Source organism: Streptomyces pseudovenezuelae, from assembly GCF_001513955.1.
In the GTDB taxonomy this organism is placed as follows: domain Bacteria; phylum Actinomycetota; class Actinomycetes; order Streptomycetales; family Streptomycetaceae; genus Streptomyces; species Streptomyces pseudovenezuelae.
In genome coordinates, this window is sequence record NZ_KQ948148.1 from 586,236 (window position 1) to 603,105 (window position 16,870).

3 protein-coding genes are annotated in these 16,870 nt (G+C 74.8%); all 3 read right to left on the bottom strand.

Annotated features, from left to right (window positions below; genetic code table 11):
* On the bottom strand, positions 1 to 7,284 hold the full coding sequence (locus tag AQI94_RS43015; protein ID WP_051832354.1) for a hybrid non-ribosomal peptide synthetase/type I polyketide synthase: 7,284 nt from the start codon (positions 7,282 to 7,284) through the stop codon (positions 1 to 3).
* A gap of 62 nt (positions 7,285 to 7,346) precedes the next feature.
* Positions 7,347 to 13,037 carry a non-ribosomal peptide synthetase gene (locus tag AQI94_RS23035; RefSeq protein WP_062229910.1) on the bottom strand — a complete coding sequence of 1,897 codons (5,691 nt, stop codon included), beginning with the start codon at positions 13,035 to 13,037 and terminating at the stop codon, positions 7,347 to 7,349.
* Positions 13,030 to 16,869 carry a non-ribosomal peptide synthetase gene (locus AQI94_RS23040; RefSeq protein WP_051832362.1) on the bottom strand — a complete coding sequence of 1,280 codons (3,840 nt, stop codon included), beginning with the start codon at positions 16,867 to 16,869 and terminating at the stop codon, positions 13,030 to 13,032. The genes AQI94_RS23035 and AQI94_RS23040 overlap by 8 nt, the downstream gene beginning before the upstream one ends.
* Between the last annotated feature and the right edge of the window lies 1 nt (position 16,870).

Here is a 16,870-nt window from a genome sequence, read left to right on the forward strand (position 1 = left end):
TCAGTCGGCGAGCAGCGCCTGAGCTTCTTCCTCGGTCAGTTCCTCGATCTCGGCGAGGATGTGGTCCTCGACGACGAGCGCGGTGTCCTCCAGCGTCTGGCTGTCGAACAGGACGCGGATCGGCAGTTCGGTGCCGAGTGCCTTGCGCAGGCGGACCACCGCGCGCATGGCCATGAGCGAATCTCCGCCGAGGGCGAAGAAGTTGTCGTGGACACCGACGCGCTCGACCTGGAGCATGTCTGCCCAGACCTCGGCGATGGCCTCCTCGATCGGCGTCCGCGGGGCCTCGTGGGGCGGCATGGCCTCCTCGACCGCCTGCTCGGGCACCACCAGGGCCCGCCGGTCCACCTTGCCGTTCGCCGTGAGCGGCAGGGCGTCGATCTCCACGTAGACGTCCGGCACCATGTAGCGGGGCAGCTTGGTGGCGAGGAAGTCGCGGAGATCCCGCGGAACATCGTGCGTGGTCTGCGGGACGACGAAGGCGACCAGCCGCTTGGCGCCGCGCGGCTCCCCCTGGACCACGGTCACCGCCGCCCGGATGCCCGGGTGCTGCATGATCGCGGTCTCGATCTCGCCGAGTTCGATGCGGTAGCCCTGCACCTTGACCTGGAAGTCCTCGCGGCCGAGGAACTCGATCTCACCGCTCGGCAGGAAGCGTCCGAGGTCTCCGGTGCGGTAGAGGCGCCGGCCGGTCTCCGGGTGGACGACGAAACTGGCCTTCGTCCTGGCCTCGTCGCGCAGATAGCCCTGGGCGAGACCCACGCCGCCGATGTAGAGCTGACCCGGAACCCCGGTCGGCCGCGGCCGGAAGGCCTCGTCAAGGACATGGAACGTCTGGTTCCGCATCGGCCTGCCGTACGGGATGCTCGGCCAGTCGCCGGGCACCTCCCCGATCGGGTAGAGGATGGACCAGATCGACGCCTCCGTCGCGCCGCCGAGGCTGACGACCTCGGGGGTGCCGAGGACCCGCCGGATGCGGTCCGGCAGCGTGACCGGCAGCCAGTCGCCGCTGAGCATCACGAGCCGCAGCGCGGTGCTGGTCGCCTCCTTCACGCTCATGTGCTCGACGAGCAGCTCCATCAGCGCCGGCACGGAGTTCCACAGGGTGACCCGGGCCGTTTCCAGCAGATCGAGCCAGGCCGCCGGGTCGCGGTGCGCGCTCGCGTCCGGCAGGACGACGGCCCCGCCGACCGCCAGCGGGCCGAAGACGTCGTACACCGACAGGTCGAAGCTGAGCGAGGACAGGGCCAGGACCCGGTCCTGCGCCCCGACGCCGAAGCGGTCGTTGATGTCCACGACCGTGTTGAGGGCGCCGCGGTGGTCGATCATCACGCCCTTCGGCAGACCGGTCGAGCCCGAGGTGAAGATCACGTACGCGAGATCGTCCGGCGTGGCGGGACCGTCCAGCCGCAGACCGTCGGCCGCGTCTTCCTCCAGCGGCAGTTCATCGACCCGGAACACGGCCGGTACGCCGTCGAAGCGGTCCTCCCTGCCCTGTGCGACCCGGCCCTGGGTGAGGACCGCGCGGGCCTGTCCGTGTTCGAGCAGGAGCCGGACGCGTTCGTCGGGCAGTTCGGGGTCGATGGGCAGGTACGCGGCGCCCGCGGCGAGGATGCCGAGGACGGCGGCGCACTGCTCCCAGCCCTTCTCCATCACGACGGCGACCAGGTCGTTGGGGCGCACGCCGAGGCCGGTCAGACGCCGGGCGATGCCACCGGCCCGCGCGGCGAGTTCGCCGTAGCTGAGCGTGCGGCCCGGGGTGACGACGGCGGTGCGCTCGGGCGTCCGGGCCGCCGTGCCGAAGAACGGCGCGTGCAGCAGCCCCGCCGGCAGCGGACCCTCGGTCCGGTTGTACGCCTCCCGCTCGGCCAGTTCGGCCCGCGGGACGAGCAGGGGCGCGGGCCGGCTCCAGTTCTCCTCGTCCCCCGCGAGCCACCGCAGCAGTTCCAGGGTGGCCGCGTGGATCGAGCCGACCAGGCCCTCGGGGAAGAGCTGCTCGACCGCGTCGATGTCGAACGCGAGCGCCCCGTCCACCTCGTAGACCTGCGCGTCGATCCAGACCTGCGGGGTCTGCGAGATGCTGTACGCCACCTCACCGATCGGCGTGTCCTGGCCGTGGTCGAGGAAGAGGCTGGTGAACACGACCGGCATGGCCGCGGCCGCGTCGCCGCGCGCCTTCTTCATCTCGCGGATGACGCGGACACCGCTGAACACACGGTGGTCGATGTCGGTGATGAGCCGGTCCCGCACGGCACAGGCACGCGCCTCGAACGAGGCCTCGCCCCCCGCGTCGACCTCCAGCAGCGTCACCGAGGTGAAGTCACCGACGATGGCGTCCACCTCGGGGTGGAGCGGAAGCCGGTTCGCCATGGGGAGGTTGAGCGTGAAGCGGCAGTTCTTCGACCATGTGGCCAGCGCCTCGCTGTAGGCCGCCAGGAGCAGTGCCGTGGGGGTGATGCCACGCTGCGACGCCCATCCCTTGACGCGCTCCCACGTCTCCCGGGGCAGCTTGCCCTCCACCCGCTCGAAGTGCGGGGACTCGACGGTGCGCGGGTCGCAGGCCAGCGGCAGCTCCGGGGCGGTCGCCAGGCCGGGGATCCGCTCCTTCCAGTAGGTCTCCGCGCGGGCGTACAGCTCGGAGGACTCCAGGTCCTTCTCCGCCAGCACGTAGTCGCGGAAGGACAGTTCCAGCGCGGGCAGTTCGACGTCCGGGTGCTCGTAGAGGTGGGCGAGTTCACGCAGCAGGACGTTGGAGGCCCGGGCGTCGGTGAGCAGGCCGTCGATGCTGTAGTGCAGGCGGGTACGGTCGCCGTCCAGGACCGAGGCGCGCAGTTCGAACAGCGGCCAGCGGTCGGCCTCGAAGTTCTGGTGGGACATCGCCGCGCGGGTGCTCCCGAGCGCCGTGGACACCTCGTCGCCGGGCAGCCCGCGCAGGTCCTCCGTCTCGATGACGTAGTCGGGGACATCGGTGAGGATCTGCTGCTCGCCGTGCGGGAGCACGATGGCGCGGAGCATGCCGTGCCGCTGGATGAGCCGGCGGAACGCCTGCTGCATCCGGGGCAGGTCCAGGTCCTGGACGTCGAACTCCTCATAGCCGTGCATGCCGACGTTGCCGATGTCGAAGACGCCGGTACGGCCGATCCAGTACGCCTGCTGAACATCCGTCAGCGGGAAGGGCACGCCCTCGTTCGCGGGGTCCGGCACCACGGTCGGCAGCGCTTCCAAGAGGATGTCCCCGGCCTCGACGCGGGCGGCGCGCACGGCGGCGGCCAGCCCTCGGATCGTCGGCTCGCCGACGAACGCGCGCAACGGGACCTCGACGCCGCACACCGTGCGGACCTGCGCGACGAACTGCGCCGCGAGCAGGGAGTGGCCGCCGAGTTCGAAGAAGTTGACGTCCGGTGCGATGTCCGCCACGCCGAGGAGGTCCGAGAAGATCGAGGCGACCTGGCGCTCGGTGTCGTCGGCGTGGTCCGCGCGGCCCTCGGGGGTCGCGGCCCGCGCCGCAGGCTCGCAGTCCTGCGCGAGGTCGGCCCTCGGCTCCACGACCGCCTGACAGCTGCCGCCGGCCGCGCCCACCACGCGCGCTGCCCACCGCTCGACCGTGGCATGGTCCGCGCGGGACCAGACGAAGCCGGTCCACGGGATCTCGGACTCGCGGCCCGCCAGCGCGACGCGGGTCTCGACGACGGCGGCGAGGGTCGAGCGGGACGGCTCGAAGCCGGCGCCGCCCACGAGGTGGACCTCGCAGGCGGGCACGGTGCCCGCGGGTGCCTGGGCGACCGCCGTGGCGGCGCGCTCCAGTGCGTCCAGCACATGGGCCTGCGGGGCCGTCGCGTCGAGCAGGACGAGGAGGGTGGACGGTGCCGCCGCGGTCGCGGACAGCGGGGCCACCGTGGCACCGGCCTGCGACAGGGCCCGGCCGAACGCCGTCGCGACGCGCTCGTCACCCGTGGACGTGTAGTGCGCCCCGGCGTGCCGGCCGTTGTCCGTGCCCCCCGCGGTGTTCAGGGGCTCCAGCTCCGGCACGAAGCGGTGCCCGCCGCGGAACGCGACCACGGGCTCCCCGGGCGTGCCGTCGAGTTCCGTGAGCAGCGCGGCGGCCAGCCGACGTGCGGCTGTGGCGGTCCCGGGCACGGGCACGTCGAGGAGCGCCCGGGAGCCCGGCCGTCCGGCGCGGGCCCACACGGTCAGCGCGCCCCTTTCGGGCACGAGCGGTTCCTCACCGGTGACGTCGAGCGCGCCGGACACGACGGCGACGAGCCGGGCGCCGTCGTCCCCGCGTGCCGCGAGGGCCCGCTCCAGGGCCTCCAGTTCCTCCGGGGCGCCACCGGCGGCAGCGTCGGTGCCGCCGGTGAGCAGCGCCGTGTGGACGACACCCTCGATCCGCTCGTCCGCGGGGAGCGAGGACGCGAGGAGACGGGCGCAGTCGTCGTGGCCACCGAGGGCGTCGGCAGAGACCTCGATCACCCGGCGGTTCGTGCCGCGCAGGCGCTCGGCGAGGCCGTCGAGGGCGCCCGCCGGGTCGGTGACCACCAGCCAGGCGCCCGGTGCCGCCCCGTTCCGTGCGCCCGCGGGCTTCGCAGGGCCCACCCGGCGGAAGCCCCGTACCGCCAGGCCGTCCGGGTTCGCGCGCGCCGTGCGGGTGCCGCGCGGGGGATCGACCCAGTACCGCTCGCGTTCGAAGGGGTACGTCGGCAGCACGGTGCGCGAGGGCGTCTCCTCGCCGTGCAGCGCCTCCCACACCAGGGGCGCGCCCAGGCGCCACAGCTCGCCGGCGGCGGTCAGCACCTCCGTCTCGGCGTCGGGACCGGCCGAGGGCAGCGAGGCGACCGCCCCGTGCAGCTCGTCCGCGCCGCGCACGAGGCCCGTCAGGACCCGGCCCGGGCCGACCTCCAGAAGCGTCGCCTCGGGGCGGCACACCGTGCGCAGACCGTCGCCGAACCGCACCGTGGAGCGCAGGTGACGGGCCCAGTACGCCGGGCTGGTGGCCTCCTCGTCGGTGATCCACGTGCCGGTCACATCCGACACGAAGGGGATCTCAGGGCTCGCCAGCGCGACGCGTGCGACCTCCGCCTCGAACGCGTCGGCGGCGTCGTCCATCATGCGCGAGTGGAAGGCGTGCGAGGTGCGCAGCCGCTTCGTGGTGACCCCGCGCTCGGCGAGGCGCTGCTCGACGGCGGCGACCGCCTCGAAGGGACCGGACACCACGCACTCGCGCGGCCCGTTCACCGCGGCCAGGGCCACCTCCGCGCCCAGGAGCGGCGTGACGTCGGCCTCCGGCAGCGGGACGGCGGCCATCGCACCGGCGGGCGCGCCCTGCATCAGCCGGCCGCGCACGGCGACCAGGCGCAGCGCGTCCTCGTACGACATGACGCCCGCCAGGCAGGCGGCCACGAACTCGCCGAGGCTGTGTCCCAGCATGGCCGCCGGGTGGATGCCCCAGGAGATCCACAAGCGGGCGAGGGAGTACTCCACGACGAAGAGGGCCGGCTGGGCGTACTCGGTCCGCCGCATCCTCTCTTCGGCGGACTCCCGCTCCGCCTCGCTCGGGTACAGCAGGCGGCGGATGTCCTCGCCGAGGACGCCCAGCAGGATCTCGGCGGCGCGGTCGACCTCCGCCCGGAAGACCGGCTCGCGCTCGTACAGGGCCTGTCCCATGCCGACGCGCTGTGCGCCCTGCCCCGGGAAGGCGAAGACGACCTCGCGGTCCCGGTCCGTCTCGGGCTCGGCGGGGCGCGCCGGGGCGGACCCGCTCAGCGCGTCGGCCGCCTCCTCGGTGCCGGCGGCCACGACGAAGCGCCGGTACGGCAGGGTCCAGCGGCCCCGCTGCAGGGTGTACGCCACGTCGTCGAGGCGCTCCTGCGGATGTGCGCGCAGATGGGCGGCGAGTTCCGCGGCCGCGGTGTCGAGCGCGGTGGGCGTGGCAGCCGAGAGGGGCAGCACGTGCCGTCCGCGCCCCGGTTCGGCGGCGGGGCGCTCCGGCGCCTCCTCCAGGATCACGTGGGCGTTGGTGCCGCCGATACCGAAGGAGCTGACGCCCGCGCGCAGCACGTCGCCCTGCCACGGCGTCAGGGCGGCGTTGACGTAGAACGGGCCCTCGTCCAGGCCGAGTTGCGGGTTCGGGGCGGTGTAGTGGAGGGACGGCGGGAGTTCCCGGGCCTTGAGCGCCAGCACCGTCTTGATCAGGCCGACCACGCCCGCGGCGGTGTCGAGGTGACCGATGTTCGTCTTCACCGAGCCGAGGGCGCAGCGGTGCGCGGCACCCGCGTCGGCGAAGGCGCTCTTGAGGGCGGCGACCTCGATGGGGTCGCCGAGCTGCGTGCCGGTGCCGTGGGCCTCCACGTACGACACGGTGGCCGGGTCGACCTCGGCGACGTCGAGGGCCTCGGCGATCACGTCGGCCTGTCCCTCGACGCTGGGGGCGGTGAAGCCGACCTTGCGGTCGCCGTCGTTGTTGATCGCCGAGCCGCGGATCACGGCGTGGATCACATCGCCGTCCGCGAGGGCGTCCGCGAGGCGCTTGAGGACCACGACGCCGGCGCCGCTGCCCGGCACGGTGCCGGACGCGGCGGAGTCGAAGGCCCGGCAACGGCCGTCGGCGGACAGGACACCGCCCTCCTCGTACCGGTAGCCGCGCCGGTGCGGGACGACGGTGGCCCCGCCGGCGAGCGCGACGTCGCACTCACCGCCGATCAGGGCCTGACACGCGGTGTGCACGGCCACCAGCGAGGTGGAGCAGCCGGTCTGCACGCTGACGCTCGGGCCGCGCAGGTTCAGCTTGTACGAGACCCGGGTCGGCACGAAGTCCTTGTCGTTGCCGATGGAGGTCTGGAAGGCGCCGATGCGCTCGACGAGGCCGTCGTGGGCCAGGAGGTTGTGGCGCAGGTACGCGCTCTCCCCCACACCGGCGTAGACACCGGTGACGGCGTCGGTCGCGTCCGAGGGCCGGCCCGCGTGCTCCAGGGCCTCCCAGGCGCACTCCAGAAAGATCCGGGCCTGCGGGTCGAGCATCTGGGCCTCGCGCGGGGAGAACCCGAAGAACCGCGCGTCGAAGCGCTCCATGCCGTCGAGGACGCCGAGCGCCGCACGGTGGTCCGGGTGCGCGAGGTCCTCGGCGGCGGCGCCGTCGGCGAGGAGTTCCTCGTCCGTGAGGGTCGTGACGCTGTCCACGCCGTCGCGCAGGTTGCGCCAGAAGGCGTCCGGCGTGCGGGCGCCGGGAACCCTGAGGGCCAGGCCGACGACGGCAACGGCGCCGGCGGGCAGGTGGTTTTCGTCGCTCATCGCTTCTGTCTCCAAGTGGTCCGTCATCGGTGGCTGCACATCCGTCCGCGGCGTCTGCGCTCTCATGTCGTCTGTCTCCTGGTCCGCGCGGCCCGAGCGCCCTGCAGCTGCCGGCGGGCGGCGGCGCGGCGGCGCCCCTCGCCGCCGGCGGCCGCCGTGGCCCCCTCGCCGGCGGCGAGGTGCCGGGCCAGGGTGCGCACCGTCGGGTACCGGAACAGGTCGACCACCGGCACCGCCGTGCCGAGCGTCTCGGTCAGCCGGGCCTGCACCCGCACGACGAGGAGCGAGTGGCCGCCCAGTTCGAAGAAGTTGTCGTCCACGCCGACGTGCTCGGCGGCGAGGACCTCGCGCCAGACCGACGCGACCACACGCTCCAGGTCGCCCATGGGCGCGTCCGGCACCGCGTTCGCCCGCTCCGGGCGCACGGGGGCCGGCAGGGCGCGCCGATCGGTCTTGCCGCGCTCGTTGCGGGGCAGCCGGTCGAGCGTGACGATCGCGGTGGGCACCATGTAGCCCGGCAGCCGCCGCTCCAGGTCCGCGCGCAGCTCCGCCTCCGACACGGCACCGGTGAGCGCCACGTATCCCACGAGCTCGGGCCGGCCGGGGGTGTCCTCGCGCAGCACCGCCGCCGCGTCCTGCACCCCCGGGTGCGCGGCGAGGGCGGCCTCGATCTCGCCGAGTTCGATACGGAAGCCGCGCAGCTTGATCTGGTCGTCGGTGCGCCCGAGGAACTCCAGTTCGCCGTCGGCGCGGCGGCGGGCACGGTCCCGGGTGGCGTACATGCGCTCGCCGGGCCGTCCCCAGGGGTCGGGCAGGAAGGACCCGGCGGTGCGCCCGGGGTCGCCGAGGTAGCCGTACGAGACACCGGGGCCCGCGAGGTACAGGTCGCCGGGGACGCCCTGCGGAACCGGGCGCAGCGCGGCGTCCAGCACATAGGCGCGCACCCCGGGCAGCGGCCTGCCGATCGGAACCGTGCCGCCCGGCGCCCGCCCCGGGACCGTCCCGGCGGACGGCTCGTGGACGGTGGCCGTGATGGTCGTCTCGGTCGGACCGTAGGCGTTGAGCAGGCGGATGTGCGCGGGCGCGGTGGCCTGCCATTCGGCGAGCTTGCCGGCGTCGACGCGTTCGCTGCCGACGATCACCAGGCGCAGCGCCCGGCACTCCGCCGGCGGGTGCCGGTCCAGGGCGGACACCCACTCGTGCCAGTACGACCCGGGCAGGTTGAGCACCGACAGACGTTCGCGCCGGGCGAGGGACGTCAGCTCGGCGATGCCGGGCACCGGTCCCGCCGGCGGCAGGACGACGGTCGCGCCGCGGACGAGGCTCGCGAAGAGCTCCTCCGCGGCCACGTCGAAGGTGAGCGACGCGAACTGCAGGACCCGGTCCTGTGTGCCGAGTCCGTACGTGTCCGCGACCGCCTCCAGCGTGTGCACGAGGTTCGCGTGGCTCACGCACACGCCCTTCGGGCGGCCCGTGGTGCCGGAGGTGTACAGGACGTACGCGGTCGCCGCGGGGTGCCCGGCGTGCTCCCCGGCGGGCGGCTCGGCCCCGGCTTCGAAGGCGTCCTCCACGGCGGCGAAGGGCACCGCCACGTCCGGCGGCGCACCGTCCGCGCGTGACCCTAGGACCAGGGCGGGCGCCGCGTCACGCAGCACATGAGCGAGGCGTGCCGGCGGGGTGCCGAGGTCGACGGGGACGTACGCGGCACCCGCCTTGAGCACACCGAGCAGCGCGGCGGGCCACGCCAGGCAGCGGTCCATCCGTACGACGACGGTGTCGCCGTCGCCCACGCCGTGCGCGCGCAGATACGCGCCCACGGCGTCCGAGCGCTCGCGCAGCTGCGCGTAGCCGATCGACCGGTCGCCCTGCACCAGGGCCGGGTGCTCCGGCGTGCGGGCGGCCGCCGCGTCGAAGAGCGCGTGCAGGGTGGTGGCCGGCCGCACGGGCGCCTCGGCCACCGGCCCCACCAGGGAGGCGAGTTCCTCGGCGCCGATCATCCCCAGTTCGGTCAGGCGGGCGCCGGGCGCGGCGAGCGCGGAGTCGAGGAGCGTGACGTAGTGGCGCATCATCCGCTCGACCGTCGCGCGGTCGAAGAGGTCGACGTCGTACTCGACCGAGCCGCACAGCTCGCCGGCGTCCAGCGACGCCTCCTCCCAGGCCACGGTCAGGTCGAACTTGGCGGCCCTGACCGTGCCTTCGCGCACCGACACCGTCAGACCGGGCAGCGCGGTGGTGCCCGCTGGCGCGTTCTGCATCGCCAGCATCACCTGGAACAGCGGCGTCCGGCTCGGGTCGCGTGGCGGCCGTACCGCCTCCACGATCTGCTCGAACGGCACATCCTGGTGCTCGTAGGCACCCAGCGTGGTCTCCCGCACCCGGGCGAGGAACTCCGCGAAGGTGAGTCCGTCCTCCCAGCAGGTGCGCAGCACCAGCGTGTTCACGAAGAAGCCGACGAGGTCCTCGAACTCGGGCCGGGTGCGCCCCGACACCGGTGAGCCGACGACGACGTCCCGCGCCTGCGCGTACCGGCCCAGGACGAGCTGGAACACGGCCAGGAGCGTCATGAAGCGGGTCACGCCGTGCGCCCTGCTCACCGCACCGAGGCGCTCGGTGAGCTCGGGGGTCAGCCGCAGCGGGAACACCTCCCCCGAGTTGCGGGGGACCGGGGGACGCGGACGGTCGGTCGGCAGATCGAGGCCGGCCGGGGCGCCCGCGAGGCGGTCCTTCCAGTACGTGAGCTGCTCGTCCCGCGCGCCGGCGTCGAGGAAGCGTCGCTGCCACTCGGCGTAGTCGGCGTACCGGACCGGGAGAGCCGGCAGCGGTGCCGCCGCGCCGCCCCGGGCCGTCGTGTACAGCGCGCCGAGGTCGCGGATCAGGACGCCCACCGACCAGCCGTCGGAGACGGCGTGGTGCATCGTGAGCAGCAGCAGGTGCCGCTCCTCGGCGAGGCGCAGCAGGCGGACCCGGGCCAACGGCCCCCGGGCCAGATCGAAGGGCTGCTCCGCCTCGCGCCGCGCGCGCTCGTCGGCCTCCCGCTCGCGCACCGCGTCCGGCAGGTGCCGCAGGTCCTCGACCCGGACGGGGAGTTCGGCGTCCGCGTCGACCACCTGGAGCGGCTCGTCGCCGTCCGCCACGAGCCGGGTGCGCAGCGAGGCGTGCCGCCGCACCAGCGCCCGGGCTGCTTCGCCGAGCGCGGCCACGTCGAGCGGTCCGTCGACGGCGAGCACCAGGGGCACGTTGTACAGGGCGCTGCCCGGGGCCAGCCGGTCCAGGAACCACAGGCGCCGCTGGGCGAAGGACAGCGGGTGCGGGCCGTCGCCGGTGACGGCGACGGGCGGATGGGTGTCGCCGCGGCGGGCCGCCGCGGCGCGCGCGGCGAACCCCTCGACCGTCGGCGCCTCGAAGACCGCGCGGACGCCGAGTTCCACGCCGAGCCGTGCCGCGACGCGTGTCACGGCCTGGGTGGCGAGGAGGGAGTGACCGCCGAGCGCGAAGAAGTCGTCGTGGGCGGAGATCCTCGGGACGCCCAGGAGGTCGCCCCAGACCTGCGCGACGAGTTCCTCGGTCGCGCCGCGCGGCGCGACGTACGTCTCGGCCTGGACACCGTCCTCGTCCGTCGGCGCGGGCAGGGCGCGTCGGTCCAGCTTGCCGTTGGGGGTGACGGGCAGTTCGGGCAGCGTGACGTACCGGGCGGGCACCATCGCCTCGGGCAGCCGGGACGCGGCGTACGCGCGCAGCTCGCGCGGCGTGGCCCGCCGCTCGCCCCGCGGGACGACGTACGCCACGAGGCGCTCGGAGCCGTCCGCGCCCTGGACGTCGACCACGGCCGCCCGCACGTCCTCGTGCAGGGCGAGCACGCCGGCGATCTCGTCGGGCTCGATGCGCACGCCCCGGATCTTCACCTGCATGTCGGCGCGGCTCAGGTACTCGAGCACACCGTCCTCGCGCCAGCGCACCACGTCGCCGGTGCGGTACAGGCGCTCGCCCACGCCGAACGGGCTCGGCACGAACCGCTCCGCGGTCAGGTCGGGCCGTCCGACGTACCCGCGCGCGAGGCCCGCGCCGCCGATGTGCAGCTCACCGGGCACACCGATGCCGGACTCCCGGCCGTACCGGTCGAGCACATGCAGGCGGGTGTCGGCGATGGGCCGGCCGATGGGCGCCCGGGCCGCGTCCGGCGCCGGGTCCACGACGTCGTACGTGCTGGCGATGGTGGTGCCCTCGGTGGGACCGTAGGCGTTCACCAGGCGCAGCCCGGGCGCGGCCGAGCGCAGGGCCGCCACCCGCCGCGCGTCCGCCGCCTCGCCGCCGAAGAACAGCGTGCGCAGCGAGGCGAACATGGCCGGCGCGGTGTCCACGCACCGGTGGAAGAGGGCGGTGGTGAGCAGCATCGCGGTGACGCCGTGCTCCTCGACACGGGCCCGGAGCAGGTCGGGGGTGAGTACCTCGTCCTTGCGGATCCCGACCAGCCGGGCGCCGTTCAGCAGGGCGCCCCAGACCTCCCAGGTGGCCGCGTCGAAGGAGGTGTTGGCCACCTGGGCGACGACGTCGGAGGGCCCGAAGCCGAGGTAGTCCGCGTCGCACACCAGGCGCACGATCCCGCGGTGGGTGATCGCGACGCCCTTGGGACGGCCGGTGGACCCGGAGGTGTAGAGCACGCACGCCTGCTGCTCCGGATGCACCGCGGGCGCCTTCTCCGCGCTCCGGGAAAGGCCGGCGCGCGGCGTGGGCAGGGCGTCGGTCCGCAGGACCGGCACCCCGTCGGCGAAGTCGACGTCCCGGTCGGCGAGCACCAGGCAGGCCCCGCTGTCCTCCACCATGAACGCCAGCCGCGCTGAGGGGTGTCCCGGGTCCAGCGGCAGGTACGCGGCGCCCGCGGTGAGGACGCCGAGCATCGCGACCACGAGCGACGCCGACCGCTCCATGGCGAGGCCGACCACGCTCTCCGGCCCGACACCGCGCTCGGTGAGCAGCCGTGCCATGTGCGCGGCGCGCTCCCCGAGCCGGGCGTAGCTGAGGGTCTCGTCGCCGTAGACCAGCGCGAGGGCGTCCGGGGTGGCCTCGGCCCGGGCCCGGAAGGCGGCCACGACGTTCTCGGCGCGGGCCGCGCCTTCTTCGGCTCCCCACGCCGCCAGCAGGGCGCGCTCCGCGGGCGTGGTGTGCGCGAGGTCCGCGATGCGTGCCCCGGGCGAGGCCAGTGCCGATGCGAGCAGGGTCAGGTAGTGCGTGGTCAGCCGTCCGACGGTCGCGCGGTCGAGCAGGTCGCCGTCGTACTCCGCCGTGGCGCGCAGCGCGCCCGGCCCCGAGTCCGCGGCCGGCTCCGCCTCCCACGCCACGGACAGGTCCGCGGTCCGGAACGGTGGCACGGTGCCCGGCCCGTCCGACGACCCGGGGGCCGCCGGTACGGACGCGTCCACCTCGCGCAGGAACTCCGCGAAGCGCTGCCCGTCCTCCCAGCGCGCCCTGACCACCCGAGTGCCGGGGGCCGAGCCGTCGTCCGCCGGCAGCGGTACGTCGATGCCGAAGTCCCGCACGCCCGCGTGCCGGCCCAGGACGAGCTGGAACACGGCGAGGAGCGTGGTGGCGCGGGTGACTCCGTGCGCCCCGCTGACCTCGTCGAGGCGCCGGACCGCGGCCGGGTCCAGGGTGAACGTGAGGGACTGGGTCCCTCGGCGGCGCTCGGCGGAGGGCACCCGGTCGGCCGGCAGCCGGAGCGCGGCCGGCTCGGGGAGCGGCTGCTGACGTTCAGTCACGGCTGCCCCGCCCCTGCGCCGAGGGCTCCTCGATGGCCCGTGTCACCAGCTCGGCGAGTTCGCCGGCCTCGGGCGCGCGCATGATGCCGTGGTGGTCCGCGTCGACGGAGGCGAACGAGAGGCCGGGCCCGACCAGCGCACGCCAGCCCCAGCTCCGGTCCTCGTCCTGCGGCTCGCCCGCGGGCTCGGCGCGGACCAGCAGGACGGGGTGGTCGGGAATCCGGGTGGGGTCGTCCGTGTCCTCGGCGAGCCCTTCCAGCGCGGTCATGTTCGCCGCGTAGACGTCGAACAGCGTGCGCAGCTCCTCCTCGCCGGCGGTCGGCGGCAGATGGCCCTTGCTCTGCATGGCGTCGAGGAGCAGGTCGTACGCCGCGGGTCCCGAGGGCAGTTCGTCGGGCAGCTGAAGCTCGTAGTGCCAGGCGAAGCGGCCGACGAGGACCGACTCGGTCAGCGGCTGCGGCGCCTCACCCGTCTCGTCCTCCTCGCCGTAGCCGGGAGCCGGACAGTCGACGATCACCAGCGTGGCCACCTGGCAGCCCTTGCGGCGCAGGGCCCGGGCCGTCTCCAGGGCCATCAGCCCGCCGTAGCACCAGCCGACCAGGACCGGCGGCTCGTCGCAGGCCGCGGCGATGGTCTCCGCGTAGCTCTCGGCCATCTCGCGGAAGTCCCGGTGCGGCGGCCTGCCGTGCAGCCCCCAGGACTCGACGCCGAGCACGGGCCGGTCGGCCGGGAGCAGACGGGCGAGTTCCCAGTAGCTGAGCGTGCTGCCGCCGCCGGGGTGGATGCAGAAGACGGGGGCGGCACCCTTGGCGTGCCGCAGCGGCACCAGGTTGGTGTCCTGCGCGTCGCTGCCGCGCACCAGCTCGGCCATGGCGGCGACGGTCCGCGCCTTGAAGATCGAGGACATCGGAAGCCGGCAGCCGAAGGCGGCGTTGGTGCGGGAGATCAGCTTGATGGCGCGCAGCGAGTGTCCGCCGAGCTCGAAGAAGTCGTCCTCGGGTGAGATGCCGTCCACGCCCAGGACCTCGGACCACAGCACGAGCAGCCGCTGCTCGACGGCGTCGCGCGGGCGGCCGGCCCGGGTGCGCTGCGCCTCCACCGGCGCCAGGGCCTTCCGGTCGAGTTTGCCGTTGCGGGTCAGCGGCAGCCGTGCCAGGACCTGCCATCCGGTCGGGACCAGGGCCGCGGGAAGCTCGCTCCCCAGCGCGGTCCGCAGGTCAGCGACCGACGGGGCGCTCCCCTCGGCGGCGCCCACGACGTAGGCGTCGAGGTGGGACACCAGGCCGTTCTCGTCGGTACGCGCGACCACGGCGGCGGCGCGTACGCCGGGCTGCCGGTGCAGCAGCGCCTCGACCTCGCCGAGCTGGAGCCGGTAGCCGCGCAGTTTGACCTGGTCGTCGAGGCGTCCGATGACCTCGACACCGAAGCCGGGCACCAGTCGGCCCACGTCGCCGGACCGGTAGCCCGCCCCGTCGCCGGGTCGGCCGAAGCCGGTGCGGCCCTCGTCCAGTTCGGACAGATAGCCGAGGGCGACGCCGGGGCCGCTGATCAGCACCTCGCCCGGGCACCACGGCGGCAGCGGCCGGCCCTCGCCGTCGACGACGGTCAGCGTGTTCCGCCCGAGGCCGGTGCCCACCGGCACCGAGGAGCACCGCTCGTCGACGGCCGCCCCCAGCGGCAGGCACGAGGCGCCGACGGTGGTCTCCGTGGGCCCGTAGTGGTTGAACACGCGCAGCTGCGGGGCGAGTTCGCGCAGCCGGTCGTGCAGCGCGCGCGGCAGCGGCTCGCCGCCGAGCACCAGCACCTCGCGCGGGAGCAGCTCCCGCGGGTCGTCGGCCTCGGCCAGCAGCGCGGACAGGTGCGAGGGGACGAGCTTCATCGCGGCCACCGGGTGGGCCCGCAGCCGCTCGGCGAGCACCCGCGGGCTGGTGGCGGCGTCCGGGTCGAAGAGATGGACGCAGCCGCCGCTCGCGAGCGTGGGGAACACGGCCGTGTAGGAGAGGTCCGCGGCCAGCGTGGACACGGCCGCGAATCCGGCGCCGTCCGGCAGCCCGAATTGGTCCAGGGCCGCGTCGGCGTAGTGGGCCAGCTGGCGGTGGCCGACGACGACGCCCTTCGGCAGCCCCGAGGTGCCCGAGGTGAAGATGACGTACGCGGGGCCCTCGGCCGGGGTGGCCGGGGCCAGGTCCTCGGACAGGCCGTCGGCGTCCGGCACGGGCAGCGCGGGCACGGAGAGCGCGACGTGCGCGGCGGCCCGGGGAACCAGCACCGGTGCGGAGCCGAGCCGGCCGACCACGGCCTCGACGCGGTCCGTGGGCCAGGCCGGATCGACGGGCGCGAACGCGGCCCCGGCCAGCCAGATGCCGAGCATGGCGGCCAGCGTGTCCGCCGACGCCGGGGCCAGCAGAGGTATCCGGTCGCCGGCCCGTACCCCCCGCGTGCGCAGCAGGGCACCGACCGCCTCGGCACGCCGGGCCAGTTCGCGGTACGTCAGCGTCTCGTCCCCGCAACGTACGGCCACCAGATCGGGGGTCCGCCCGGCCTGCTCCAGGAAGCGTCGCAGCACCGTCTCGGGCTCGTCGGCGGGCTGGGCCGGCGGCTCGGACACGGCGGCCGCGACCAGACGCAGCGTGCCCGCGGCCCGACCGGGGTCGGCGAGGGCGTCGGCGAGCAGCTGCTCGTACGCCTCGGCGAGCGGTACCAGGTCACCGGGGGCGATCCGGGCGCCGGTGCCCGCGAACGTCAGGAACAGGCTCTCGGGGCCCTCGACGCACTCCAGGTGGAGCGTGCCGGGGGTCTCGGACCTGTCGAGGAGCCCCGGTTCGGTGACCGCGGCCCAAGGGTCCCGCTGGTGGCGGAAGGAGAGTACGGGGCCGGATCCGTCGCCGACGGCGGTCCGCGGATCGCTGTGGCACTCCTCGGCCGCGGCGTCCCGCAGGGCGCGGGCCGCGGCCCGCGCGGCGCTCGCGTACGCGTCCTGCGGGGCGAGGGGCAGCCGGGTGACCACCGGGCGGTCGAACGGGCCCGGCATCGCGCCGAGTCCGTCCGCGGAGCGCCCGTCCGTGACCACCAGGACCCGGTCGTCGCTGTTGTGGGTGTAGCGCGCGTACAGGGACCGCCATGCGGCGAGCAGCAGCGCCGCCTCGTCCACGTCGAGGTCACGGGCGGCGGTGCGCAGCCGCTGGAGCGCGGGACCCTCGACCGTCACGGTGAGCGTCTCGGGCTCGGCGTCGGGGTCGGACAGGGGGGCGGGCGCGAGGAACGGGAGCGCGGTCCGGGTGCCGGCCGTCTCCTCCGTCCCCTCCGTCTGCTCCGCCTCCTTGGCGGGCTCCGACGCGGCGAGCTCGTCCGCCAGCCAGCCGGCGACGTCGGCGTACTGCAGCCGCTCCTCCGCGGACTGCGCGTCGCCGTTCCGGGGCGCCTCGCCGAGCAGGAACCCGGTGATCAGGCTCCAGGTCGTACGGTCCACGCTCAGCCGCGGCAGACCGAGGCGCAGCAGGGTGCCGTCCGGGCTCTCGGTGTGCTCCACCGTGAGCTCGCCGGCCCGCAGCAGCGTGCTGCCGAGCGGTCCGGGCTCGACGTCGACCGGTCCGGCCGCGTCCACCACCTGGACGGGCTGCCGCAGCCCGGGAAGGGCCACGTACCTGGTCCGCAGGATCTCGTGCTCCTCGACGAGCGCTGCCAGCCGCGCGGCCAGCGGGCCCGGGGCGATCCTCGACGGGCAGCACACGCTGCGCTCGGCCCGGTTGCGCGCGCCCTCCCGCAGGTACACCGCCTGCTGCTGGGGCGAAAGCTGGTAACCCTCGATGCGCTCGGGTTCGACCGCGGTCATT